The sequence below is a fragment of the Iocasia fonsfrigidae genome, from assembly GCF_017751145.1.
Taxonomy (GTDB): Bacteria; Bacillota; Halanaerobiia; order Halanaerobiales; family DTU029; genus Iocasia; species Iocasia fonsfrigidae.
Window position 1 is genome coordinate 515,387 of the sequence record NZ_CP046640.1, and the last position, 24,151, is coordinate 539,537.

Genomic DNA, 24,151 nt, shown 5'->3' on the forward strand with positions numbered 1-24,151 from the left:
TAATTAAAAAATAAAATTATAGGGATGGGGAATTTATTCATGAAAAAAATAACAATTGGAAATAGAAATATAGGAGATGGGGAACCTGCTTTTATAATAGCTGAAGCTGGGAGTAATCATAACGGAGATATTAATCTGGCAAAAGAATTAATTGATATTGCAGTAAATGCTAAGGTAGATGCAATAAAATTTCAGACATTTACAGGGGAGACCCTATTTAAAGAAAATTTAGAAGCACAAAAGATAGTAGAAAAATATAAATTACCATTAGAGTGGCATAAAGAATTAAAGGATTATGCAGAAAATAATGATATTATTTTTATGACAACTCCATTTTATCCCGAAGCTGTGGGAATGGCAGAAAAACTTAATATAGATGCTTATAAAATAGCTTCAGGGGATTTAACGTATTATTCTTTATTAGAACTAATTGCAGAGAAGAGGAAACCTATAATTTTATCAACTGGTATTTCCAATTTGTTTGAAGTTGAGAAAGCAGTAGAGAAAATATACAGTCGAGGAAATGAAGAAATTATCTTATTACATTGTGTTTCTAATTACCCAACAGATCCCAAAAATGTAAATCTAAAAGTTATAAGTACTTTAAAAAATAAATTTAATATACCGGTTGGTTTTTCTGACCATACTATGGGTATTGAAGTGTCAATTGCAGCAATTGCAATGGGGGCCAATGTAATTGAAAAGCATTTTACAATTTCTAGAGATATGGAAGGTATGGACCATTTTTATGCTCTGGAACCAGATGAGTTAAAGAATATGGTTGATGGTATTCGTAAAATAGAATTAGCAATGGGCCATGGACAGAAAGAGCCGGCTGAAGAAGAAATTCCAGAGGTTTATTTTGCTAGAAGAGGAATCTATGCAGCTAAAAATATTAAAAAAGATGATAGGATTTCTTTTAAAGACTTAAAATTTGTCCGGCCAGTAGATGGTATTAATGCTCAATATTATAAGATAGTTATTGGAAAAATAGCTTCCAAGGATATTAAAATGAATCAAGCAATTAACTGGAACCTTCTAAAGTAAAAGATAGAGGATGAGAAATATGCTAAAGGGGAAAAAGGCTATTGCTTTAATTCAAGCCAGGGCCTCTTCTACTAGATTACCTATGAAGCAATTTAGATATATTGGTCATAAAAGAGTAATAGATTGGATTGTTGATAGACTACTGAGTATAGAGGAATTTGATAAGATTATTATTTCAACTAGTTATAAAAAAACTGATAGTATATTTGTTAATTATGCAGATGAAAAAGGAATTGATGTTTTTCGTTATAAAGGAGATATTAATGATGTGGTAGGTCGACATTATTATGCTGCTAAAAAATATGATGCAGATTATATTACTGTGATTTCTGGAGATTGTCCGTTAATTGATAAACAATTTATAAAAAAACAATTATATAAAATATCACAAGGCTATGAATACATAAGGCCTGCTGGAAAAGAATGGTTCCATGAAGGTGTTGATACCTATAGTTGGGGTTGTTTTGAGTTTTTGAATAATGAGATTAAAAGTAAATATACCAGAGAGAATTTTGGAATAAATTTAAGAAAAAATCCTGATTTGGCTAAAATAGGTTTAGTGGATATTAAAGATGTTTTTTCAAAAAAATTATGCAGAATTTCAGTAGATAATATGGCTGACCTGAGGTTTATGAATGCGCTATATCGAGAGTTAGATGAAAAAGATAAAAAATTTAATCTCTTGAATGTAGTGGAACTACTTAAGGATAAACCTGGTTTATTAAATATTAATAATCATGTAGAGCAGAAGCAGAAGGATGATAAAACTTATCGTTTCGTTATTAAAACTGAAGCTAGTCAAAAAATAGGTCTAGGTCATATTAAGCGTATGATGGTTTTAGGTAAGTATTTAAATGAAAATAAGAATAATGGAGTATTTTATTTAATTAATAATGATTTGTTAGCTAAAGATATTTTAGAAAAGGAAGGGTATATTTATGATTATAAAATTGCTTCTAGTCAAGAAGAACTTATAAAAGAAGTTAATTTTTATAATGCTGATATTTTAATAATAGACGTTCAAAATTTAGAAAACATGAAATATCATTTCGAAAAGATTAAAAAAAATACATCTTTAAAGAAAATTATATTAGTTGATAAATATATAGAGAGTGATAATGTTGGTTTATTTATAATGCAAGGTATACAAAGTGATAAAATTTTAAATAATGTAAAAAATAATGAAAAAGTAATATCAGGTTTGAAAACTGTATTTGTTTCTCAAAAATTAAAAAAAATTGAAGAGAGTAAGGAAAAATTAAAAAATAAAATTGTTATTTCTTTTGGAGGAACAGATATATATAATGTGACGACAACTGTACTTAAAGTATTAAAAGAGATTAAAATAGATAAAGACTATAAATTTTCAATAATTTTAGGTCCATATTTTAATCACCATAAAAAATTAAACAAAGAGTTAGAATTATTCCCTTATGATTATGAGATAATTAATAGTCCTCAGAGTATTATTTCTATAATCAAAGAGGCTAAGTTAGGTATAGTTTACTATGGGGTTACTTTTTATGAATTTAAATATTTAGGAATACCAACAATTGATGTAATCCCAGGAAAAGAATATTGTGATGAATTTAATAAGTTAGAAATGTTGGGATTAGGTCATTCTGTTGGTGTGCATAATAATATAAATAAAAATTCTTTTAATAAGTATATAAACAATATTGATAATTTAAAGAGTCCAAATTATTCAATTGGTGATTTGGAATATGTCTATTCTAAAATGATTTCAGAAATTGAAGGGGATTAAAATGAAAAAAGTAAATTGTGATTTATGTGGCAAAAATAGTTATAAGATTTTAGGCAAAGCAAGTGAAAATATTTTAGTTAAGTGTAAATTATGTGGTCATATTTATATGCCTTATCGGCCGACTAAAGAAGAGATGATAGAAATATATAATGAAGATTATTTTGGAGAAATGTATATAAATGGCAACGAGAAGGCGGATTATAACTACTTGGAAGATAAGCCTAATATATTGAAGTTTGTAAAAAAAAGATTTGCTACAATACATAAATACAAAAAACCAGGTAAAATTTTAGATATTGGCTGTGCTATGGGTTTTTATCTTGAGTATGCTCAAAAAGTAGGTTGGGATGTTTATGGCATAGAAATTTCTGAATATGCGGCAAACTATGCTAAAGAATTATTAGGTAATAGAAAAGTTTATAATAAAGCAATTGAAGATATTAAATTTAAAAAAAATTATTTTGATGTCATTACTATGTGGTTAGTATTTGAGCATATGGTTGACCCAATTAGTACTTTGAAAAAAATATTTAAGTGGTTAAAGCCAGATGGGATTTTAGGAATCAAAGTACCTAATGGAGATGGCATAACTTTTAGAAGTAATTTAAATAAATGGATTATTCAACATCCAGCAGATCATTATTGTGATTATACCCCTGATACTTTAGAAAGAATTATGTCTCAGATAGGATTTGAATTGCTTGAATACGAAACTGAGGGAATTTACCTTGAACGGTTAACTGATAAGGAAGCTTGGTTAAAAAGTAATGAAATTATAGATTTTTATAATAATACTGCTAAAAAAGTTAATATTGGGGATTCACTTGTAATGTTTTTTAAAAAGATTGGAGAGGAAAAGAATTATGGATGAAAAATAAATTTTTTTGCATATTCTTAAAACTGGAGGAACTACATTACACAGTATTATCACAAGGAATTATGAGAATGATAGGATTTGTAATGTAGATGCTTGTTATAGGAAAGAGTCAATTAGTCATTTTAAAAATTGCTCGATTGAAATGATAGATAACTATGATTGCCTAAAAGGCCACATGGGTTTTGGGTTACACAAATACTTTAAAAGTAAGGCAAGATATATAACTATTTTAAGAGACCATTGAAAGGGTTATTTCTTATTTTTATCACTTGAAAAGATAAGGTAGACCACAGTCTTTCTAAAATAATTAAAAAAACATGTCTCTCGAAGATTTTGTTAATAGTGAATTAACCCATGAGATATATAATGGACAGACCAGAAGCATAGCATCTAGTGATGGTTTTATTATTGATTTAAAAAGTAAAAGAAGACTAACAGAAAGTGATTTAGAAAGAGTAAAATTAAATTTAGATGAACATTTTTCTTTTGTTGGGATATTAAGTGAGTTTGATATGTCACTATTAATATTAAAGAAAATATTTTCTTGGGATAATATTAATTATTTTAAAAGAAACGTTTCTAAAAATAAACCAGATAATTTTAATGTTAGTTTTAATACTAAAGAGATAATAAGAAATAAAAATTTATTAGATATAGAATTATATAATTATGCTAAAAAATTATTTTATGAATCAGTAATTAAATATAAAGATCATATTGAAGATAATATAAGTGAATTTAAAGAATTACAATTAAAATATCAAAATTTATATAATCGGTATAGAAAAGAAAAAATGGCAAGTATAATTGAAACATTTCTAAAATAAACGAAAACTTAAAAATAGTTATTTATGGTGCTGGAGAACATACTTTGAAGCTACTAGAACTAACTGACTTACCTAAGAAAAATATACAATTCATTATTGATTCATACAAAACTAATTTTAAAGTAAATAAATATGAGGTAAAAAAACCAGAGAAATTAAAAAAGCTAGATGTAGATATAGTTATTGTTTCTTCATTTAGGTTTCAAAATGAAATAGTTAAATATTTGAAAGATAAGTTAAACTTTAATGGTAAATTTATTACTTTATATAATGAAAATGGTTTTGAACCTTTTTATCAGGTGTAAGATAGAAAAGGAGTGATTATAATTAAAAAAATAACGTTTGCTGGTGCTTATGGAATTAACAGTATTGGTGATGAGGCAGGGGCTTTTTTTATTGCTAATAGCTTGAGAGAGATTTATAATGAGAAGATTTTTTTTTCTATTTTAGATAGGCATGCTAATTTAAAACAATATGAACAATATGCCTTTAAATCTGTTCAAAATTTAGAGTATAATAGTAAAGAGGAGAGTATAGGAAAATGGTTTAGGGGATTTAATTATGGAGATGATAAAGGGGTTTTAATAAATATTGTTAAAGAAATAAAGAACAGTGATTTATTAATAATTGGATTAGGAAATTTATTGTTAGATATTACTATAGATTTATTTCGAGGTCCAATTCCATATTATGAGGTTTTAAGTCGGATTGCTACTTTACATGAAGTGCCAATTATGTTATATGGTTTATCTATTGGACCTTTGAGTACGGAATATGGTAAATTATTAACTAAATCAATATTAAAACAAGCAACTATAAAAACAGTTAGGGACAAAAAATCTTTAGCTTTAATTAAAAAGTTAGGGATTAATAATAGCGATGTACATCTGCTTCCTGATCCAGTAGTAGGTATCAAAGCTAATAAAATTGATAAATCAATAAAAAGAAAATATATTGGTGTTTCAGTTAGGAGTCTAGCATATAAAGGGGATGAGGAACTTAATAAAAGATATGAAAAAAGCATCTTAAAGATAGTTCAATATTTCCTTGGTTATCTTGATTTTGAAGTAGTTTTTATTCCTCATTGTACTTATGAATTTGGGGGAGATGAACAAAATGATATTATTATTTCCAAAAGAATTTTAGAACAATTAACTAATAAAGATAGGGCTTCTGTATTATCTAAAGAAAAAGCGAGATCAATACCAGATGTGTTAAATGTTTATTCAAAGTGTGCATTTTCTATTTCTACCAGATTACATTCTAATATTTTTGCAGCTATAACATCAACACCGATGATCTCTATTAATTATAACCCTAAAGTTAAAGGATTTATTGAGTGGTTAGGTCTACAGGACTATTGTTTAGAATTAAATGACGTAGATTATAGTAATCTAAAAGAAAAAGTTGAAAATTTAATTGGTAAAATTGATATAGAAAGAGAAATAATTAAAAATAAGATTTTAGAAGGAAAAGAAGAGACAGATGAATATATAAATTTAGTAGTTGATATTTTGGAAGGAGCTACTAATATATGAAAGAAAATAAGAGCATTTTGATTATTGGAGCGGGAGAAGGTCAATTGCCTGCAATAAAGCAAGCTAAAGATATGGGCTTATATGTAGTTTCTGTAGATTATAATCCTAATTCTATTGGGTTTAAGTATTCTGATGAATATAAGGTAATAAGTACTAAAGATATAGATAGAGTTGTTGATTTTGCTGTTAAATTTAATAAAAGAAAAATCCTAAATGGTGTAATGACCTGTGGGGCTGAGGTGGCAGAAACTGTATCAGCAGTAGCCGATAGTTTGAAGTTACCGGGAGTTCCTGTGGAAGTAGCTAAAAATGCTACAGATAAACTTAGAAGAATTCAGATTTTTAAAGAACAAGAAGTACCTTCTCCTGATTTTTTCTATATTAATTCAATTAATGATATTGAAAAATTTAACAATAAAATTAATTATCCTGTGGTAGTCAAACCTATAGATAAAGCAGGAGCTAAAGGTGTAAAACGATGTAATAATTATTTAGATTTAAAAGAAAATATTAAAGAAGCTCAATCCTCATCAGGTAATCCTACTATTTTAATAGAAGAATATTTTGCAGGTCCTGAGATTAGTACAGAAGCTATAGTTTATAATGGTAAAATATATACAACAGGATTTGCTGACCGTAATTATGATAAAAAGAAATTATTTGCACCATATTTTATTGAAGATGGCCATACTATTCCTTCAGTATTATCTGAAGAAATGCAGGAAAAAGTAATTTCAGTTACTGAAAAAGCAATTAAAGCTTTAGGGATTAAATGGGGGGTGGCAAAAGGTGATATTATTATTCATGATGGTGAACCAAGGGTTTTAGAGATGGCTGCTAGGCTAAGTGGAGGAAGATTTGCTACTGATATGGTTCCTTTAGCTACAGGTATTGATATAGTTAAAGTGTTAATAAAGATTAGTATTGGTGAAGAGATCAATCCTGAAGAGGAATTAACTCCTAAATTCAATAAAGGTGCTGCTCAAAGATTTTTTTTGCATACAGATTCTGGAGTTGTTAAATGTTTGGAAGGAATTACAGAAGCTAGAAATAGTAGAGGTATATATGATTTAGCAATTGAAAAAAATATTAAGAAAGGTGATAAAATAGAAATAATTAGAAGTCATCATGATAGATTATTGCATGTGATTGCAACGGGAAAGGATAGGAAAGAAGCTGTTAATAATGCTGAAAATGCTATTTCAAAAATAAAGATTAAATTTACCAAAGAATAATGGAGGTATATAATGGTTGATGTACTTATCATAGGAGCAGGAATGTATGTTTGTGGAAGAGGAACAGATACTTATGGAACGATATTGCCTGCAGTAATGGAAGCAAAAAAACAAGGATATGTAGGAAAAATATCAGTAGTTTCTACCTGTAAGAAGTCGGTTGGTTTTCTTAGCCAAAAATTAAAAGAAATAAATAGACTAATGGGTACAAATATTAATATAGATACTTATCCAAAGGAAGGAAAAGATAGATTTTCTTATCGAAATGCTTTAGATAATTTAAGTGACGGTAGTTGTGTAATTTTATCAGTTCCTGACCATTTGCACTATCAAATTGCTAAAGAGCTAATTGAAGCTAAGAAAAATAATTTAGTGGTAAAACCATTAACATCAAAAGTAGATGAAAATATAGAATTAATAAAATTAGCAAATAAAAATAATGTATATGGAGCTGTAGAATTTCATAAGAGATATGACTTGGCAAATTTAAAAGTTAAAAAAATTATTAATGATGGAAATATAGGCGATTTATTATATACGATAGTAGAATATAGCCAAAGAAAGATTATGCCAGAAGAAATGTTTAAAAATTGGATAAAAGAAACAAATATATTTCAATATTTAGCTGTTCATTATGTTGATATAATTTATTTTATCACAAGGGCTAAACCGCTTAGAGTATCAGCGGTTGGACAGATGAATTCGTTAGCTAATAAAGGAATTAATACATATGATTCTATTCAAGCAATATTAGAGTGGGAAAATACTGAAGGTAAACTTTTTACATCAACATTTTTGGTCAATTGGATTGACCCTTCTCAAACTTCTGCTATGTCTTATCAGTCGATTAAATTCATTGGTACTGAAGGGAGATATGAAAGCGACCAAAAAAATCGAGGAAATCAAGTAATTACTGAAGATGGTATTGAAGATATTAACCCTTACTTTACCCAAATTTATCCAACTGCAGAGGGTTTTGAAGAATTTAGAGGTTATGGAATTGATAGTATTTTGACATTCATTAAAGACTGTAATGATTTAAATAACAAGGAAGTAAGTGTAAATGAACTACAAAGTAAAAGACCTTCATTTAGTGAAGCTCTTATATCTACTGCTGTTGTTGAAGCAACAAACAGAAGTCTAATGGACAATGGAAGATGGAAAAAAATAGAATTGCCTGTTGTAAAATAATTATACTTAATTAAGGGGATTTTCTATGAAAAAATTATACCTATATACTGCATTTCATTTTAATTTAGCTTTTTCCTCTATTCCCGAAGAACAATATCCATTAGTAATAGATTATTGTTACTGGCCCATATTAGAACTTTTAGAAGAATTCCCAGAGCTTAAGTTGGGCCTGGAATTTTCCGGTGAGACTTTAGAGGCTATTGCTAAAATTGATCATACTTATATTGAACAGTTAAAAGAACATATAGGAAATGGACAGGCTGAATTAATAGGGGCAGGCTATAGTCAAATAATTGCACCATTGTGGCCAGAAAAAATCAACTTTAAAAATTTAGCCATAGGGAATAAAGTATATAAAGATCTTTTGGGTTTAACACCCAAAAGTGCCTATATTAATGAACAGATTTTTTCAAATGGAAATGTAGATTTATATCTAGAAAATGGATATGAGAATATAATCATGGAGTTTAATAATAGTGCAATTTATAATAACTTTGCTAAAGAAGTCCCTTATCAGTCTCACAAACTAAAAGGAGAGATTGGGGAAATAAATTTAGTATGGAATAATTCTATAGCTTTTCAAAAGTTTCAGCAGTATATATTTGCTTGGATAGAGAAAGAGGAATATTTAGATTATATATTATCACATTATAATTCTGAAGGAGATAGGAGTTTTCTATTATATGGTTCTGATGTAGAGATATTTGATTATAAGCCAGGAGACTATGATTATCGTTTCTTTAGTCAGAGTAATAAAGAGATTAAAAAAATATATGATTTAATAGATACCTTACTTAAAAATGAAAAAGTAGAATTAGTAATACCTAATTATGTAGCAGAGAATTTTAATTCAGATCAAATTATTGAACTTGGGACAAGCGAGTACCCTTTAATATGTAAAAAGCAACCTAAGTATAATGCAGTACGATGGGCTGTTTCAGGAATTGAAGATACAAAGATTAATACTAAATGCTATCAAATATATAATAAAATAAATCAGAATGAATTTATTAATCCAGATAATATCGGTAGTAATGAATGGAAGGAAATGGTCTATTTATGTGGTAGTGATTTTAGAACTAAAACTACCGAAGATAAGATATCAATGTTTCATGAAAAAGCAGGAGCTATTTCTCAAAAGTTAGATAAAAATATTAACTATTATAAAAGTCGAAATTCTAAAGAAGAAGAAATTTTTATTATTAATTTTAACAAAGAGCTTTGGTCAGAAGGTTTGCCTTATGAAGTAAAGTTAAAATTTGATAAAGGGAAATTTTATTATAATGATTTAAATGTTTTAGCAGACGGTAAAGAAATATTATTTCAATTAGAGCAAGTAGAATTTTATAGAGATAATAGTATTAGAACTTGTGTTTTGGCACTTGCTTTACCCCAAATATTACCAGGAGAGAAAATAAAGATACATATTATAGAAGGGGAAGCAAATTTTCGGCTGCCGGAAGTAAAATTGGATGGAAATAGAATTATTACAGATCAAGTAAATATATCCTTTCTAGACCGTAAACCAGGTATAATTGAAGGATTGTCATTTCCTCAAATTGATAATCAATTGGTTCTTGGAACTATTCCTCATGGTTATTATGACCATATTAAATATTCGCCAGATTTTTTTTCTGGACATACCATAATAAGAGATACAAATCTAAAGAAAATTACAGATTTAGATAATAGTGAAATTATATACCCAGATGATTTAAATAGATATCCTGTTAGAATTCCTGTAAAATCAAAAATCAAGGGAGACTTTGGTGTTTTGTGGAAGGTTTATTATATCTACACTACTCTAGCTAAAGTAGATATAAGTTATTATTTTAGATTTAATGATTTAAACCCTATTTATTTTCGCACTGGTATTTTTACTGTGAATCCAGAATTTTTTAATTTCCAGAATTTAAAATATACAACTATAAATGGAGGAAAAGAAGAAAAATATAAATTTGGAAAAATGTCATTTGATCATACTGAGATGGTGAGTTTAGATATTTCGGCTAATACATCTTTAGGGGCAACAGAAGGATGGGTTAGTATTGAGGATAATTTAAAAGGGGTTGTTTTTTGGCATGATAATTCAGAGTTATACAGTGTTCCTATGTTAAGCTATAAAAATTTAAGTGATAATTATTTTTTAAGAATAACCCATTCTATTTCTGAAAGTGATGATACTGGTCGTATATTTTGGAGAGGGCATAGTAAGTGTAGATTTAGTATTAGCGGATTTGATATTAGAAATAGACAAAGACATTTAGAAAAGATTAGTCTTTATAATAAAGGTTTGTTAGTTATACAATAGGTTTTACTTGATTAGGAGGGCTGAGGATATAAAAATGTGTAATGAGAGTATAAGGAATGAGTTTTTACCATATGGTCGACAATGTTTGGATAAAAATGATATTAAGTCGGTTGTAGATGTATTAAAAGGGGATTGGTTAACTACTGGACCGAAGATCAAAGAATTTGAAGAGAAAGTAGCAGATTATTGTAACACTGAATATGCTGTGGCTGTTTCAAATGGAACGGCTGCTTTACACGCTGCTTGTTTTGCAGCTGGGATCAGTAATGGAGATGAAGTGATTACTACACCGCTGACTTTTGCAGCTAGTGCTAATTGTATTCTTTATCAAAGAGCTAAACCGATATTTGTTGATATTGATCCTAAAACATATAATATTAATCCCCAAAAAATTAGGGAGAAAATAACTTCTAAAACTAAGGCTATCATTCCTGTGGATTATACAGGTCGACCAGTATTTATAGATGAGATTATGAAAATAGCTAGAGAATATAATCTTCTTGTTATTGAAGATGCAGCTCATTCTATTGGAGCAAAATATAAAAAGAAAAAGGTTGGTAGTTTAGCTGATATGACAACCTTTAGTTTTCATCCTGTTAAACATATTACTACTGGAGAGGGGGGAATGATTCTTACAAATGATAAAGAATCTTATAATAGACTGAAAAAATTTAGAACTCATGGCATAGTTAAGGGTAAAGATGTTAAAAATCAAGAAGAAGGTCCCTGGTTTTATGAACAGCTAGAATTAGGATATAATTATCGCATGACAGATATACAGGCAGCATTAGGAATTTCACAATTGGAGAAGATTGATCAGTTTATAGATAGGCGTAAAGCGATAGTAAAGAGGTATAATGATGCTTTCCATGATTTTGATTTATTGGAGATACCTTTTCAAACTAAAGATATAAAGTCCAGTTGGCATTTATATGTGGTTAAGTTAAATTTAGAGAAATTGACTGTAAGCCGGAAGGAGATTTTTGAAGTATTGAGAAAAGAGAAATTGGGTGTTAATGTTCATTATATACCTGTTTACTATCATCCGTATTATCAAAATTTAGGCTATAAAAAAGGGATTTGCCCTGTAGCAGAAGATTTGTATGAAAGGATTATTACTTTACCTTTGTTTCCTCAAATGAAGAGTCAAGATGTAGAAGATGTAATTAAGATTGTATATAAAGTCTTAAACAATTATCGAAAATATTGATTAATATGGAGGGTGTATTATAAAATGAGTATTTAGCAAATAATCTAAATTAAAGTTAAGTTTACTGAGTAAGTTTTTTGTGATTTAGAAACTAAATAGTTTATTTAAGTAGACTTTAAAAGAGAGGAGAATTTTTAATGGAAATAATTGATTCATATCAACAGGATATAGCCAGTATCAAACAGGCCCTGGGGGTAAGTTCTTTAAGGCAGGCTATGCATCAGGATGCTGCTACTGTGGACAAGCTTCTGGAAGGTATGGAAGAAGGTAGTGAAGCAGTAAGGAGTGCAGTAGGGTCACATCTTGGTAATTATGTAGATGTATTAGTGTGAAACAAAAAGATTTGCTAGAACCACTACTTGTTAAGGAAGTAGTGGTTTTTTCATAAAAGCAAAAGAAAGGCAAACTGATTACTCATTAGACTTAGATCAACTGATTCAAGAAAAATAGAAGAAAGTAATGATTTCAAAAAAAGCCAACAGGGTTAACCTTGTTGGCTTTTTTGCTAAGTTGCCTGTGTTATTGTATAATTATAAGTAAACAGCTTAAAAATAATGTGTTTTTGCATAATATTAGGGCTTTTTGAGGATACAATTTAGTTGAAATATCTGGTATAATTAGACAGTACAGCAGGGAGGATGGCTTGTGAAGTTTTTCGACAGGAACTTAGTTAAAATGTTTCTTTTTTCTCTTTTAACTTGTACCTTGCTTTATGTTACATATGGTTTAGGATTTGAAGTTTTTTTAAAGTATAAAAGCTTTATACAGTATAGTCTATATTTTGTTTTTCTAATTGGTTTTATTTTGAGTGTCTTTTTCAATAAGAGTAGGGTCTTTTTCATCCTATTACTGTTTTTTTTGCTTAACATATTTCTCGGCCCTGTGGGTTATGAACTATTGAAAGGGGCAGGGGCTTTTTTTCTCCCATTTTCTATTGTTTTCTTTATTATAAGTATAAATATTATTATTGTCTCTTTTTATCGGGAAAGGGGGATATTTACTACCTGGGGATTAAGGCGTATTTTTATTATTTTTGGACAGTTATATATTCTTTATCTGCTAGTTACAAATAAATCCCTATATCAAGGTTTGCTGAGCTGTCTTAATAGTGACTTTTTATATCTGGGATTTCTGCAGAATCATTTTCAGGCTGCTGAGTTTTTAGTAGTATTATGGCTGTTGGCTTTTCTTGTCTTATTAGTTAAAGGTTTGGAACAGGCTGAAGATTATGCTTTTTTGTTTTTGCTTATACAGCTTTTTGTAACTATGTTTTTCCTGAAGGAATATCCCGGGATTTTACTATTGAAGTTTGCCTTTTTGTCTGTCCTGGCGCTTAATATAGCTATGATCAAGGATTTTTACTCAATGGCTTATCATGATGAGTTAACAGGCCTTCCTGCTAGAAGGGCTCTGCGTGAGGAGTTGTTGAAACTGGGTAATAGTTATTCCATAGCCATGTTAGATATTGACTTTTTTAAGAAGTTTAATGACAAATATGGTCATGATATTGGTGACCAGGTCTTAAAAATGGTGGCTGCTATGATGAAAAGGACAAAGGGGGGAGCCAGGGTATTTAGATATGGGGGCGAGGAATTTACCATCGTCTTTGCTGGTAAGGGTGTTAAAGAGGCCTATGATTATTTAGAGGAACTGCGCAGGGATATTGCTGATCATCCCTTTATTATCAGGAGTAAAAAGAGACCCCCCCAAAAACCTGATCAGGGTAAAAAGACGTCTTATCCGGCAGGCACGGAAAAGACTAAGATTACAGTGAGTATAGGTGTTGCTGAGAAAAAGGCTAGTCATGATAATGCTGCTGAAGTTATTAAGGAGGCTGATCAGGCCTTATATAGGGCAAAGAAAAAGGGAAGAAATAGAGTTGAGTATTAATCTTGTTTAATTAACTGTCCGCTAATAAGACAAACAACAAATATATTCGCCTAATTAGTGTTATAATTTTAAAGCTAAATAGATAATGACACTTATTGTAGTTAAGAGGAGGGAGTTAATTAGTTATTATCTCTTATTTTCCTGAAATAAGAGGATTAATTAATATTTTTTGCAGGATTTCCAGGTAAAAAAGAGAATTATAAATATTAAAAGGGATAAGAATAAGGAAATTAAGTGTTTGAAGGATTAAGGGGGGATTGTGCTTGAAGAGTGTATTGATTGTAGATGATGCCGCTTTTATGAGGTTAAATCTAAAGAATATCTTAAAGGATGAATATGAAATTGCTGGTGAGGCGCAAGATGGGCAGGAGGCGGTTGAGATGTATCAGGAGCTTCAGCCTGATTTTGTGACGATGGATATTACTATGCCGGTGATGGATGGCCTGGAAGCAATTAAGGCCATTAAAGATATTAATCCTGATGCCTGTATTGTTGTCTGTAGTGCTATGGGTCAGCAGAAAATGATCATTAAGGCTATTGAGGCTGGAGCAAAAGACTTTATAGTCAAACCATTTAAGGAAGAACGGGTGGTTGAGGCTGTAAAAAAACTTGGTTTGTAGACTGGAATAGTAAAATTGACCTCTTTTGTGTCATTGGGAAGGAATTAGATGTTTTGTGTAGAAATATTATACAAATAGTTAAATAATACCAATTATTTTTGTACATATTTTTATTTTTACATATTTGTTTGTCAAATTCACTAAAAAAGATTTAATGGGCTCAGGAGGTGTTGTGATGGTTTCAGTAATTAATTTAATGAGTCGGGGTCTTGATGGGGCTCTTGACAGACAGCAAGCCCTGGCTGATAATCTAGCTAATATTGATACACCAAACTATAAGCGGAAAGATGTTGATTTTATTAGTGTTTTACGGGAAGAGAGTGAAAAGAGTTCCTCTCTATCGTTAAAGACCACTAATGAAAGGCATATTGCTGGTAGCAAGACAGAGGCAAACTCTTTTAAAAGCTTAGCACTAAGGGAGAGTAATTATCGTAATGATAAAAATAATGTTGATGTAGATGTTGAGATGGCTGAGGTTGCCAAAAATGGTGTTTATTATAATACACTGGCTAAACAGATTAACGACCAGTTCCGCATCTTAAAAGATGTTATTAGTAAAGGGGGTAGTCAATAGTGTTTGATTCTTTTGATGTTAGTTCATCTGGAATGACAGCTCAGAGGCTCAGGATGGATATTATTGCCGATAATATTGCTAATGTTAATACCACCCGGAATGCTGAAGGGGAGACATACCGTCGTAAGGTGCCGGTTTTTCAGGAAAAGGATACAAGTTCCTTCAAGAAATTACTGAAGGCCAGGCTTGGTCAGGATTCTTCTGCTGAAGGGGTAGAGGTGGTCAGTATTGCTGAAGACCAGTCACCTTTTAAAATAATTTATAATCCGTCTCATCCTGATGCTGATGAAGAGGGTTATGTAGAGATGCCGAATATTGATATAAGTTCAGAAATGGTCGATATGATCAGTGCTTCCCGGTCTTATGAGGCCAATATCACGGCTTTGAATACTGCCAAGAATATGGCTTTAAAGGCCCTGGAGATAGGGCGGGGTTAGCTTGATTTATTATTTTATACTAAAGGGTGATCTTTTATGATTAAAGGTTTGGAATTATCGAATGACCTGCAGTTATTAACTGGTATTGACAGGGAATCTGGGGTTGGTGAAAAGCAGGAATTATCTTTTGTAGATATGCTAAAAGAACAGATAAACGGGGTTAATAGTCTAAAAATTGAGGCAGATAAACTTAATGCTGACTTTACCCTTGGCAAGACAGATAATATTCATCAGGTGATGATAGCTACTGAGAAAGCGAAAGTTGCCCTGGATCTTACTGCTGCTATTCAAAATAAGGCGGCAGGCGCATATAAAGAGATAATGCAGATGCAGATGTAAGTTGTCTTGCTAATACGTGATGAAAGAGGTTGTAAAATGGCTGACTGGTTAAAGGAGTACATAGGACAGCTAAAAGAGTTATGGGCAAAATTAAATAAAAGGACTAAAACTATAATCGGTATTGGTACAGGTATTGTTTTTATTGTTTTTATAATCTTAATCTTGTACGGTAGTGGTCCCCAATACCAGACACTTTTTAGCCAATTAGACCCTAAAGATGCTGATTCTATAATGGAAAAGTTGGATGAACAGGGGATAAGTTACCAGCTGGCAGATGGTGGAAATACAATTATGGTGCCTGCTTCAGTGGTTTATAAAACCAGGTTAAAGATGGCTGGTGAAGGCCTGCCTACACAAGGTGTAGTTGGTTTTGAGGTCTTTGATCAGAGCAATTTTGGTACTACTGATTTTGAAAGAAGGGTTAATTATTATCGTGCCCTTGGTGGTGAGTTGAGTCGTTCTATTCAGGCCATGGATGCTGTGGAATATGCCAAGGTGCAGATCACAGCCCCGCGGGAAAGTCTTTTTGTTGAAGAAGAACAGGGGGCTGAGGCTTCAGTGCTGGTAAAGTTTACACCAGATTATCAGATCAGCCAGCCCCAGGTAAAGGCCATGATGAATCTTGTTGCCAGTGCTGTAAAAGGCCTGAAGGCAGAGGACGTAACTATTGTTGATACTGCCGGAAACCTATTGAGTACTAATTTAAATGAAGATGAAGATAATGGTTTTGATCAGGAACTGACTATTAATCAATTTGAATTGCAGCGTCAGCTGTCTGATGAAATACGTAGGGACCTGAGGGCTATGCTGACTAGGGTTCTGGGGCCAGATAATTTTACTGTTCAGGTCAAGGCCAGGATGAATTTTGATCAGCGGCAGGTAGAGAGTAAGACCTATTCACCAGTGGTAGATGATGAGGGTATTATCCGCAGCCGTCAGGAGCGCCTGGAGAATTATCAGGGTAATATTGATGGTGTCGGAGGTGTCCCTGGAACCACCTCAAATGTTCCTCAATACCAGGAAATAGAGGGAGAAGAGGGGACAGGTTCGTATAGTAGTTCTGATATAGTTACTAATTATGAGATAAATGAGAGGCTTGAACGCCGTGTTTACTCACCAGGGAGTATTGACTACCTCTCAGCGGCTGTTATTGTTAATAATAATCTGGCTGAAGAGGACTTAGAAAAAATAAGAGGGGCAGTACAGGCTGCTATTGGTTATAACCCGGAACGTGGTGATACTGTTACTGTTACCAGTCTTAATTTTGATAACTCAATGGAAGAAGAGTTTGCTGCAGCTCGAGAGGCTGAGGCGGCAGCCCGGAGGACAAAAATGCTAATCTATGCCGGACTTATTGGATTTATTCTTTTACTATTAGTAATTTCTCTCTTTATCTTTAGGCACTCTGCCAGGAGTGGAGAGGAAAGAACAGGCCAACATGCTCTGGATTATATGGTAGATGATGAACTGGAAGATGAAGTAGCTGCTGCTGCTGAACTTACCGATGAACAGAAAAAACGAATGAAAATCAGGGAACAGCTTACAGAGCTTATTAATGATAAACCTGAAGAGGTTACTGAAATGATTAAGAGCTGGTTAGTTGATGAGTAATAAGGGGTTGTTATTATGAACTATAAAGATTTAACTGGAAAACAAAAAGCGGCGATTTTACTGGTTGCTATGGGACCAGATGTATCTGCCAGTATATTTCAACATTTAAGTGATGAAGATATTGAAGAATTAACCCTGGAGATTGCCAATCTACGTCCAGTTGAGAGTGAGCTTAAGGATCAGGTGCTGGAGGAGTTCTTTCAGATCTGCCAGGCCCATGATTATATTAACAGGGGTGGTATAGAATATGCCCGGGAAGTACTGGAAAAAGCTGTAGGTGAGGATAGGGCAAATAGCATCCTGGAGCGTTTAACTGCAACTCTTCAGGTCAGGCCCTTTGATGCTATCCGTAAAACAGACCCTTCCCAGTTAATGAACTTCATTCAGGGTGAACACCCCCAGACTATTGCTATGATTATGGCCTATCTTCAGCCTGAACAATCATCCAGTATACTTGCTTATCTACCTCAGGAAATTCAGGCCGAGGTTTCCCGCAGGATTGCTTTAATGGATAGGACCTCACCTGATATAGTCAAAGAGGTTGAGACAGTCCTTGAACATAAATTATCTTCAATTGTCACCAATGAATATGCTTCAGCTGGAGGTGTAGAGTCGATTGTTAATATCCTGAATTTTGCCGACAGGGGAACAGAAAAGAATATCCTTGACCATCTTGAGGAGAAAGACCCTGAACTGGCAGAAGAAATCAGGAAGCGGATGTTTGTCTTTGAAGATATTATCTTACTGGCTGACCGGGCTGTACAGATGGTACTGCGTCAGGTTGAGACCCATGATGTTGCCCTGTCCCTTAAGACTGCTAGTGATGATGTTGGGAACAAGATTTATAAAAATATGTCCAAGCGGGCTTCTGAAATGTTGAAAGAGGATATTGAATACATGGGGCCGGTCAGGTTGCGTGAAGTAGAGGATGCCCAGCAGAGAATTGTTAATGTTATCCGCCAGTTAGAGGATAGTGGAGAAATTGTTATTGCCCGTGGTGGAGAGGGTGAAGTAATTGTCTAATATCATTAAGTCTTCTAACATTATAGGTGTCTATCAGCTGAAAGACAAAAAAATTGTAAGCAAAAAGGAAGAGATAGCAGAAGAGGAGACAGTAATAGCTGAGAAAGAGGACCTGGTAAAAAAAGAAAAGAAAGAGGCTGCCAGGATGCTGGCTGAAGCTGAGAAAGAGGCCGAAGAAATACTTGCCAAGGCTCGTTCTGAAGCAGAAAAGATAATTGCTGAAGCCGGAGAAAAGGCTGAAGGGATAGTAAAAGAGGCTGAAGAAACCGGTTATCAGGAGGGTTACCAGGAAGGTATCAAGACAGGTAATGATGAGGGTTATCAGGAAGGACTGGCTCTAACTGCTGAGGCTCGGGAGACTATAGAAAGGGTAGTTAAAGAGATCCGTGATGAGCTGACAGCTGAGGCTGAGGAGCTTTCAGGTGAGATTATTACCCTGGCTATTAAGATAGCTGGCCGGATTGTAAATACTCAGTTAGAGCTGCACCCGTCACTTATTAATAACATTATTCAAGAGATGGTAGAGGATATGCGTAATATTGAGAGTGTTGAAATTTTTATTCATCCGAATTTATTGGAATATCTTAATCAAGATAAATTGAATGATAAACTGGTTAAACAGCTGGTTAAAATCAAAGGTGATAATAATTTAAAACCCGGTGACTGTATTGTGGAGTCAGAACTCGGCGGTAGAGATGGTTCGCTTGATACTAAATTGGATTTAATTGAACGAGAACTCCTTAAAGGGGCCGGTTTTCATGAAGAAACTTGATTTTAATAATCTTACTACCAGGGTTGAACAGCTGCCGACCAATAGCAATTTTGGACATATCACCCGGGTTGTAGGGTTAATTATAGAGTCTCAGGGCCCTGAAGTCAGTATTGGTGAATTATGTTTGATAAAACACCAGGATCGGACTGTCAGAGCAGAGGTAGTTGGTTTTGATGACAGCAAGGTTTTATTAATGCCGATAGGTGATATGGATGGCATTACACCAGGTGCCAGGGTAGTGGCTACCGGTGAGCGTTTGTCAGTTAAGGTTGGTGCGGAATTACTGGGACAGGTTGTTGATGGTCTTGGTAAACCTATCTATCATCATAATGGACCAATGCCTGGTCTAATTGATATGCCTTTAAAGGCCCAGCCCCCTGATCCACTTTCCAGGGAAAGGATTACTGAACCTATGGCCCTGGGCATCAGGAGTATTGATGGTTTGATAAGCTGTGGTCGAGGTCAGCGGGTTGGTATTTTTGCTGGTAGTGGTGTTGGTAAGAGTACTTTAATGGGCATGGCCGCCCGTAATACTGATGCTGATATTAATGTTATTGGACTTGTCGGTGAAAGGGGCAGAGAGGTGCTGGACTTTCTGGAAAGGGACCTGGGCCAGGAGGCTTTAGAACATTCTGTCGTGGTAGTAGCAACCTCTGATAAACCTGCTTTAGTCAGGGTGAAGGCAGCCCATGTAACAACAGCTATTGCTGAGTACTTTCGTGACCAGGGGCATGATGTGCTCTTGATGATGGATTCTATTACCAGGGTAGCCATGGCCTTACGTGAAATAGGATTGGCTGTAGGTGAACCACCGACTACCAGGGGTTATCCACCTTCTGTCTATGCTGAACTTCCTAAACTATTGGAGAGAACAGGGACAAATGACCGGGGTTCGATTACTGCCCTTTATACAGTGCTGGTTGAGGGTGATGATTTTAATGAACCAATTTCAGATACTGTCCGTGGAATACTTGATGGACATATCCTTTTATCAAGGGAATTAGCATCACGTAATCACTACCCGGCTGTGGATGTTCTGGAGAGTGTCAGCAGGGTTATGCCTGAGGTTAGTAGTCCAGAACATTTGGAGGCAGCTGGTGAATTGAAAAAACTGCTGGCTGACTACCGTGAAGCAGAAGACCTGATTAATATTGGTGCCTATCAGGCAGGGAGTAATCCGGCAGTAGATAGGGCTATTAATAAGATTGAGTTAATAGATAATTTTTTAAGACAGGATATGAAGGAAAAGACCGAGTTTGCAGAAACCATCAGGCGTTTAACTGAAATAGTTAGGTAGGGTGGATGATCATGAAGGGTTTTCAATTCAATCTCAATAGGGTTCTTGATGTCAGGAAACTGGAGGAGCAGCTCTCCCGCAACAGGCTGTTGGGGGAGAAACACAAGGCTGCTCAAATTGAGGGTGAGCTGGAGGAGTTAAATCATAAACAGCATAAAATATATAATTACCTGCGTGAAAAGGATAATGAAATTACAGTAGAGGAGATGCTTCAGACCCGTAACTTTATTCACCGACAGCGTCGTCAGATAAAACAGGTCAGTGGAAAGCTGTCCAAACAGATGACTGAGGTAGAGAAATGTAATACAGAATTTATTGAAAAGAAGAAGAAAAAAGAGATTCTGGAGAAATTAAAAGAAAAGGAATATCAACAATACCGACAGGAATTATTCCGTAAAGAGCAGCAGCTGATTGATGAAATAAACCAGCAGTTAAAAAAGGGAAGGTGGTTTGAATGAAAAAAGCACTGATAATATTTCTAATACTTATAATCCTGGGTTCTGCTGTTTATCTACTGGAAACCTTTAATCTTATATCACTCAGGGCCTGGGGAGAAAGGGTAATTGTCAATACACCTTTCCTTAAGGAATATGTGCAGACTAATGAAGCCTTTTTAAGTATCGCCGATAAAACAAAAAGGCTGGAAGGGGAAAACAAGCTACTCTTACAGCAAAACCAGGAAATGGAAGGAAAGTTAGAGGAACTAACGAAGTTTGTTGACCAACAGCAGGCAGAGATTGAATCCCTGACAGAGGAACTGGCCAAGGCAAGGGACAGGAGTATCAGTGAAGAGGAAAGGCTGAATAAACTGGTTAAGATATATTCAGAGATGGAGGCAGAAGAGGCGGCCAGGATAATAGCAACACTGGAAAAAGAGCTGGCTATTAAAATCCTGCGCAACTTAAAGGAAAAAGATGCCTCTGCTATCCTGACTCAATTGAGTCCAGCAGATGCAGCAGATTTTTCGCTGGCACTTGACCAATAATTGGCTGGAACGGAAGAGTGTTATATTTAAGTGCTATTTATATAGATTAATTCATCTAGAAAGGGGGTGAGAAAAATGAATATAGGGTTTAATTCGATGGGATTCTTTTCTTCAACAGCCAGTACTGGAGCAGTTAATAGTAAAGGCCCAGCTGTTTCCTTAAAAGGTAACGGTGTTAAGGAGGGTGATTTTAAAAATATTCTCCTAGCTCAAAATCAGGGTGAGTATGGCAGTCAGGATGAGACAGTAGAAAATGTTCTACCTGATGAAGCTTTAGAAAAACTGAATAAATTACTGGAGATGGAGCCTGAAGAGTTAGCAGAAGTACTTCAGGGACTTGAACCTGAGTTTTTAATGGCTCTAAAGGCTTTACTGGATATTCCTGCTGACAGCCTGGCTCAGTATTTAGTTTCCTTGGATCCAGAACTTGACAGTAGCAGTCTGCAGGCTTTGGAGGAATCCCTGCAAAGGCTGAAGGATGCTCTGGTTCAGGAGTTAACTGGAACTAATCCAGAGCAGTTGCTTGCTGAAGAGGGAGAGACTGTTCTTGAAAAGGGACAGGGTGACTCAGAGGCAGGTAATTCCAATGCTGTTGGGGTAAATTCCTCTAATCAAGGTGATGGGGGCTCTGTTAGCAGTGAACTTTCAGCTGATAGTAGTACTACCGTGAAGACTGCCAATAATGGTATAGCCTCTGTTTTTTCTGAAGATAGGAAAGGGTTCCAGCAGTCAGAAGAAAAATCAGTAAGTCTGGAGGAATTGGCAGCTGACCGGGGAAAGCAGGGTAGTAGAGATGACCTGTCTGTTCTTGAGGATGGAAAGGGTCAGAAAAATGCCCAAAGTGATCAGGGACAGTCAGCTGAGAAATTAAATAGTCTTGCCCGGGAAAATGCTGGTTTTACTCTGGGTAAAACAGGTGATGTAGCAGGTCAGGGTAAAGAAAATGATTTCTGGAAAACAAATCAACTTGATTCAGCAGCCCAGAACAGCACATCTATTAGTAGTAAAGAACAGTTGGCCCAGAATGGACAATTTAGTGACCTGATGGGGCAGACTTCACAACAGGGTAGCGGCCTAAATGGGGCTAATGCTGCCGGGACAGCTGAAACAGCCAGGGTTAATCTGCAAAATGTGATTGAACAGATTACTGATCGTATCCAGTTCAGTCAGCAGGGAAATAAACAGCTTAATATTCAGCTGGAGCCAGAGTCATTGGGGAAGGTAAGGGTTCAGCTTAAGGTAGAGGCTGGTGAAGTAATGGCCAGACTTCTGGTAGAGAGCCAGGAGGTTAAGTCCTATCTTGAACATAATATAAATGGTCTCAGGTCTAATCTAGTCAGACAGGGATTGACAGTTGACCAGCTCTATGTTGAGTCAAATGATAAGTATTTTAATGAAGAATTTGACTCCCAACAGGGTTCCTATCAGGAACAACAGCATAGTAATCAGGAACAGAACTCTCAGGATTTTGGACAGATTAGCTATGAAGAGATGGAAACACTGCTGAGTGAAGAGGGATTTAGTGAACTCCCGCAGAGTATAATTGCAGACCACCGCTGGTCAAATCTTAATTATATCAGACACAGGATGAATCTACTGGCCTAGATAAGAAAGGGGGTGAAAAGATGTCGGCACCAAGTGTTAATGTAGACCCAACTAATAATAATTATAGTTCTTCCAATCAGGTTAAACGGGAAGATAGTAATGACCTGGATAGAGATGCTTTTTTTAAACTCTTAGCAACTCAGATGTCATATCAGGACCCATTAAATCCAATGGATAATACCCAGTTTATTTCCCAGATGGCCCAGTTTAGTTCCTTAGAACAGATGGAGAATATGAATGCCAATATGATTCAATTTTTAAGGATTCAGGGGCTATCTGAAGGTGCTTCCTTAATCGGCAAGACCGTTGAAACCATTGACCCTGAAACAGGAGAGACTATTAAGGGTGAAGTTGTTAAGGTAACCTTTGAAGATGGTAATATGTATGCCTATTTTGATGAAAAAACCAAAGTAGATGTTAATGGAATAACGGCTATACATAATGGAGATGATGATGGGGATGGAGATGGGGATGGAGATGATGATTAAAGAGGGGTGATTTTTGTGGATAATAGAATTTTAAGCAGACAGCCCTTACAGAGAACACCAAGAATCCAGCAGCATTCCAATCAAGTAAAAAGGAAAGATGCTAAAAAACGGGTTTCTTTTAGTGAGGTTTTAACAGCCCGTTTAAATGAAAAATCTAAGGTAGATTTTTCCAAACATGCCCAGAACCGCCTCCTGGCCAGGGGGATAGAAGTCAGTGAGAAAGACCTATCCCAACTAGAAGATGGCCTTGCTAAAGCTGCTGAGAAGGGTTCAAGGGAGTCACTGATTATGGTTAATCAGGTGGCCTATGTAGTTAGTGTGGAGAATAAAACGGTCATTACAGCTATTGATGACCACCATCTGAAAGAGAATGTTTTTACGAATATTGATAGTGCAGTTTTTATGTAGTTTAAATAAAAATACTGGAAAAAGGCTGGACCTATTCAGGGGGCCTTGGGGTATTATCGAATATAATATCTGCCAGTTTAAAATTTTGAAGGAGGTCGTAA

Annotated in this window: 25 protein-coding genes; all 25 read left to right on the forward strand. The window is 34.1% G+C overall.

The window, feature by feature from the left end; genetic code table 11:
• Positions 1-39: 39 nt before the first annotated feature.
• The 25 genes from GM661_RS02585 to GM661_RS02705 all read left to right on the forward strand — a co-directional run bounded on the left by GM661_RS02585 (position 40) and on the right by GM661_RS02705 (position 24,050).
• Positions 40-1,047: an N-acetylneuraminate synthase family protein gene (locus GM661_RS02585; RefSeq protein WP_230868610.1), complete on the forward strand. Its 1,008-nt coding sequence runs from the start codon at positions 40-42 to the stop codon at positions 1,045-1,047.
• A 19-nt stretch (positions 1,048-1,066) separates the two neighbouring features.
• Positions 1,067-2,812, forward strand: a complete 1,746-nt coding sequence (locus tag GM661_RS02590; protein ID WP_230868611.1) for a cytidylyltransferase domain-containing protein — start codon at positions 1,067-1,069, stop codon at positions 2,810-2,812.
• Position 2,813: 1 nt separating this feature from the next.
• Complete coding sequence (locus tag GM661_RS02595) at positions 2,814-3,683, forward strand: class I SAM-dependent methyltransferase (RefSeq protein ID WP_230868612.1); 870 nt, start codon at positions 2,814-2,816, stop codon at positions 3,681-3,683.
• A 323-nt stretch (positions 3,684-4,006) separates the two neighbouring features.
• Positions 4,007-4,516, forward strand: coding sequence for a hypothetical protein (locus GM661_RS02600; protein WP_230868613.1), 510 nt, complete (start codon positions 4,007-4,009; stop codon positions 4,514-4,516).
• Complete coding sequence (locus GM661_RS02605) at positions 4,513-4,821, forward strand: hypothetical protein (RefSeq protein WP_269059921.1); 309 nt, start codon at positions 4,513-4,515, stop codon at positions 4,819-4,821. The genes GM661_RS02600 and GM661_RS02605 overlap by 4 nt, the downstream gene beginning before the upstream one ends.
• A gap of 12 nt (positions 4,822-4,833) precedes the next feature.
• Entirely contained in the window at positions 4,834-6,054 is a 1,221-nt protein-coding gene (locus GM661_RS02610) for a polysaccharide pyruvyl transferase family protein (protein WP_230868615.1), read from the forward strand.
• On the forward strand, positions 6,051-7,289 hold the full coding sequence (locus GM661_RS02615; protein ID WP_230868616.1) for an ATP-grasp domain-containing protein: 1,239 nt from the start codon (positions 6,051-6,053) through the stop codon (positions 7,287-7,289). The genes GM661_RS02610 and GM661_RS02615 overlap by 4 nt, the downstream gene beginning before the upstream one ends.
• Before the next feature lie 12 nt (positions 7,290-7,301).
• A complete protein-coding gene (locus GM661_RS02620; RefSeq protein WP_230868617.1) occupies positions 7,302-8,480 on the forward strand; it encodes a Gfo/Idh/MocA family protein in 1,179 nt (392 codons plus the stop codon).
• Positions 8,481-8,505: 25 nt separating this feature from the next.
• Entirely contained in the window at positions 8,506-10,791 is a 2,286-nt protein-coding gene (locus tag GM661_RS02625) for a hypothetical protein (protein ID WP_230868618.1), read from the forward strand.
• 34 nt (positions 10,792-10,825) lie between these two features.
• A complete protein-coding gene (pseC, locus tag GM661_RS02630) occupies positions 10,826-12,001 on the forward strand; it encodes a UDP-4-amino-4,6-dideoxy-N-acetyl-beta-L-altrosamine transaminase (protein ID WP_230868619.1) in 1,176 nt (391 codons plus the stop codon).
• Between the two features lie 137 nt (positions 12,002-12,138).
• Positions 12,139-12,333: a hypothetical protein gene (locus tag GM661_RS02635; RefSeq protein ID WP_230868620.1), complete on the forward strand. Its 195-nt coding sequence runs from the start codon at positions 12,139-12,141 to the stop codon at positions 12,331-12,333.
• A gap of 313 nt (positions 12,334-12,646) precedes the next feature.
• The gene (locus GM661_RS02640; RefSeq protein ID WP_230868621.1) at positions 12,647-13,891 is read left to right on the forward strand and encodes a GGDEF domain-containing protein; all 1,245 of its coding nucleotides are present in this window, start codon (positions 12,647-12,649) and stop codon (positions 13,889-13,891) included.
• A gap of 263 nt (positions 13,892-14,154) precedes the next feature.
• The gene (locus GM661_RS02645) at positions 14,155-14,511 is read left to right on the forward strand and encodes a response regulator (protein WP_125987945.1); all 357 of its coding nucleotides are present in this window, start codon (positions 14,155-14,157) and stop codon (positions 14,509-14,511) included.
• Between the two features lie 175 nt (positions 14,512-14,686).
• Positions 14,687-15,085 carry a flagellar basal body rod protein FlgB gene (flgB, locus tag GM661_RS02650; RefSeq protein WP_230868622.1) on the forward strand — a complete coding sequence of 133 codons (399 nt, stop codon included), beginning with the start codon at positions 14,687-14,689 and terminating at the stop codon, positions 15,083-15,085.
• Positions 15,085-15,522, forward strand: coding sequence for a flagellar basal body rod protein FlgC (gene flgC, locus GM661_RS02655; RefSeq protein WP_230868623.1), 438 nt, complete (start codon positions 15,085-15,087; stop codon positions 15,520-15,522). The genes flgB and flgC overlap by 1 nt, the downstream gene beginning before the upstream one ends.
• A gap of 36 nt (positions 15,523-15,558) precedes the next feature.
• Positions 15,559-15,861: a flagellar hook-basal body complex protein FliE gene (gene fliE / locus GM661_RS02660; RefSeq protein WP_230868624.1), complete on the forward strand. Its 303-nt coding sequence runs from the start codon at positions 15,559-15,561 to the stop codon at positions 15,859-15,861.
• A gap of 36 nt (positions 15,862-15,897) precedes the next feature.
• Positions 15,898-17,472, forward strand: a complete 1,575-nt coding sequence (gene fliF / locus GM661_RS02665; RefSeq protein WP_230868625.1) for a flagellar basal-body MS-ring/collar protein FliF — start codon at positions 15,898-15,900, stop codon at positions 17,470-17,472.
• 15 nt (positions 17,473-17,487) lie between these two features.
• On the forward strand, positions 17,488-18,495 hold the full coding sequence (gene fliG / locus GM661_RS02670; RefSeq protein WP_125987955.1) for a flagellar motor switch protein FliG: 1,008 nt from the start codon (positions 17,488-17,490) through the stop codon (positions 18,493-18,495).
• On the forward strand, positions 18,488-19,267 hold the full coding sequence (locus GM661_RS02675) for a FliH/SctL family protein (RefSeq protein ID WP_230868626.1): 780 nt from the start codon (positions 18,488-18,490) through the stop codon (positions 19,265-19,267). Before fliG ends, GM661_RS02675 begins: the two co-directional genes overlap by 8 nt.
• Entirely contained in the window at positions 19,254-20,564 is a 1,311-nt protein-coding gene (gene fliI, locus GM661_RS02680) for a flagellar protein export ATPase FliI (RefSeq protein ID WP_125987960.1), read from the forward strand. Before GM661_RS02675 ends, fliI begins: the two co-directional genes overlap by 14 nt.
• Positions 20,565-20,575: 11 nt before the next feature.
• The gene (locus tag GM661_RS02685; RefSeq protein WP_230868627.1) at positions 20,576-21,022 is read left to right on the forward strand and encodes a flagellar FliJ family protein; all 447 of its coding nucleotides are present in this window, start codon (positions 20,576-20,578) and stop codon (positions 21,020-21,022) included.
• Positions 21,019-21,549: a MotE family protein gene (locus GM661_RS02690; protein WP_230868628.1), complete on the forward strand. Its 531-nt coding sequence runs from the start codon at positions 21,019-21,021 to the stop codon at positions 21,547-21,549. Before GM661_RS02685 ends, GM661_RS02690 begins: the two co-directional genes overlap by 4 nt.
• A gap of 75 nt (positions 21,550-21,624) precedes the next feature.
• Entirely contained in the window at positions 21,625-23,154 is a 1,530-nt protein-coding gene (locus GM661_RS02695; RefSeq protein ID WP_230868629.1) for a flagellar hook-length control protein FliK, read from the forward strand.
• A gap of 20 nt (positions 23,155-23,174) precedes the next feature.
• Complete coding sequence (locus GM661_RS02700) at positions 23,175-23,642, forward strand: flagellar hook capping FlgD N-terminal domain-containing protein (protein WP_230868630.1); 468 nt, start codon at positions 23,175-23,177, stop codon at positions 23,640-23,642.
• A 15-nt stretch (positions 23,643-23,657) separates the two neighbouring features.
• On the forward strand, positions 23,658-24,050 hold the full coding sequence (locus GM661_RS02705; protein ID WP_230868631.1) for a TIGR02530 family flagellar biosynthesis protein: 393 nt from the start codon (positions 23,658-23,660) through the stop codon (positions 24,048-24,050).
• The last annotated feature ends 101 nt before the right edge of the window (positions 24,051-24,151 follow it).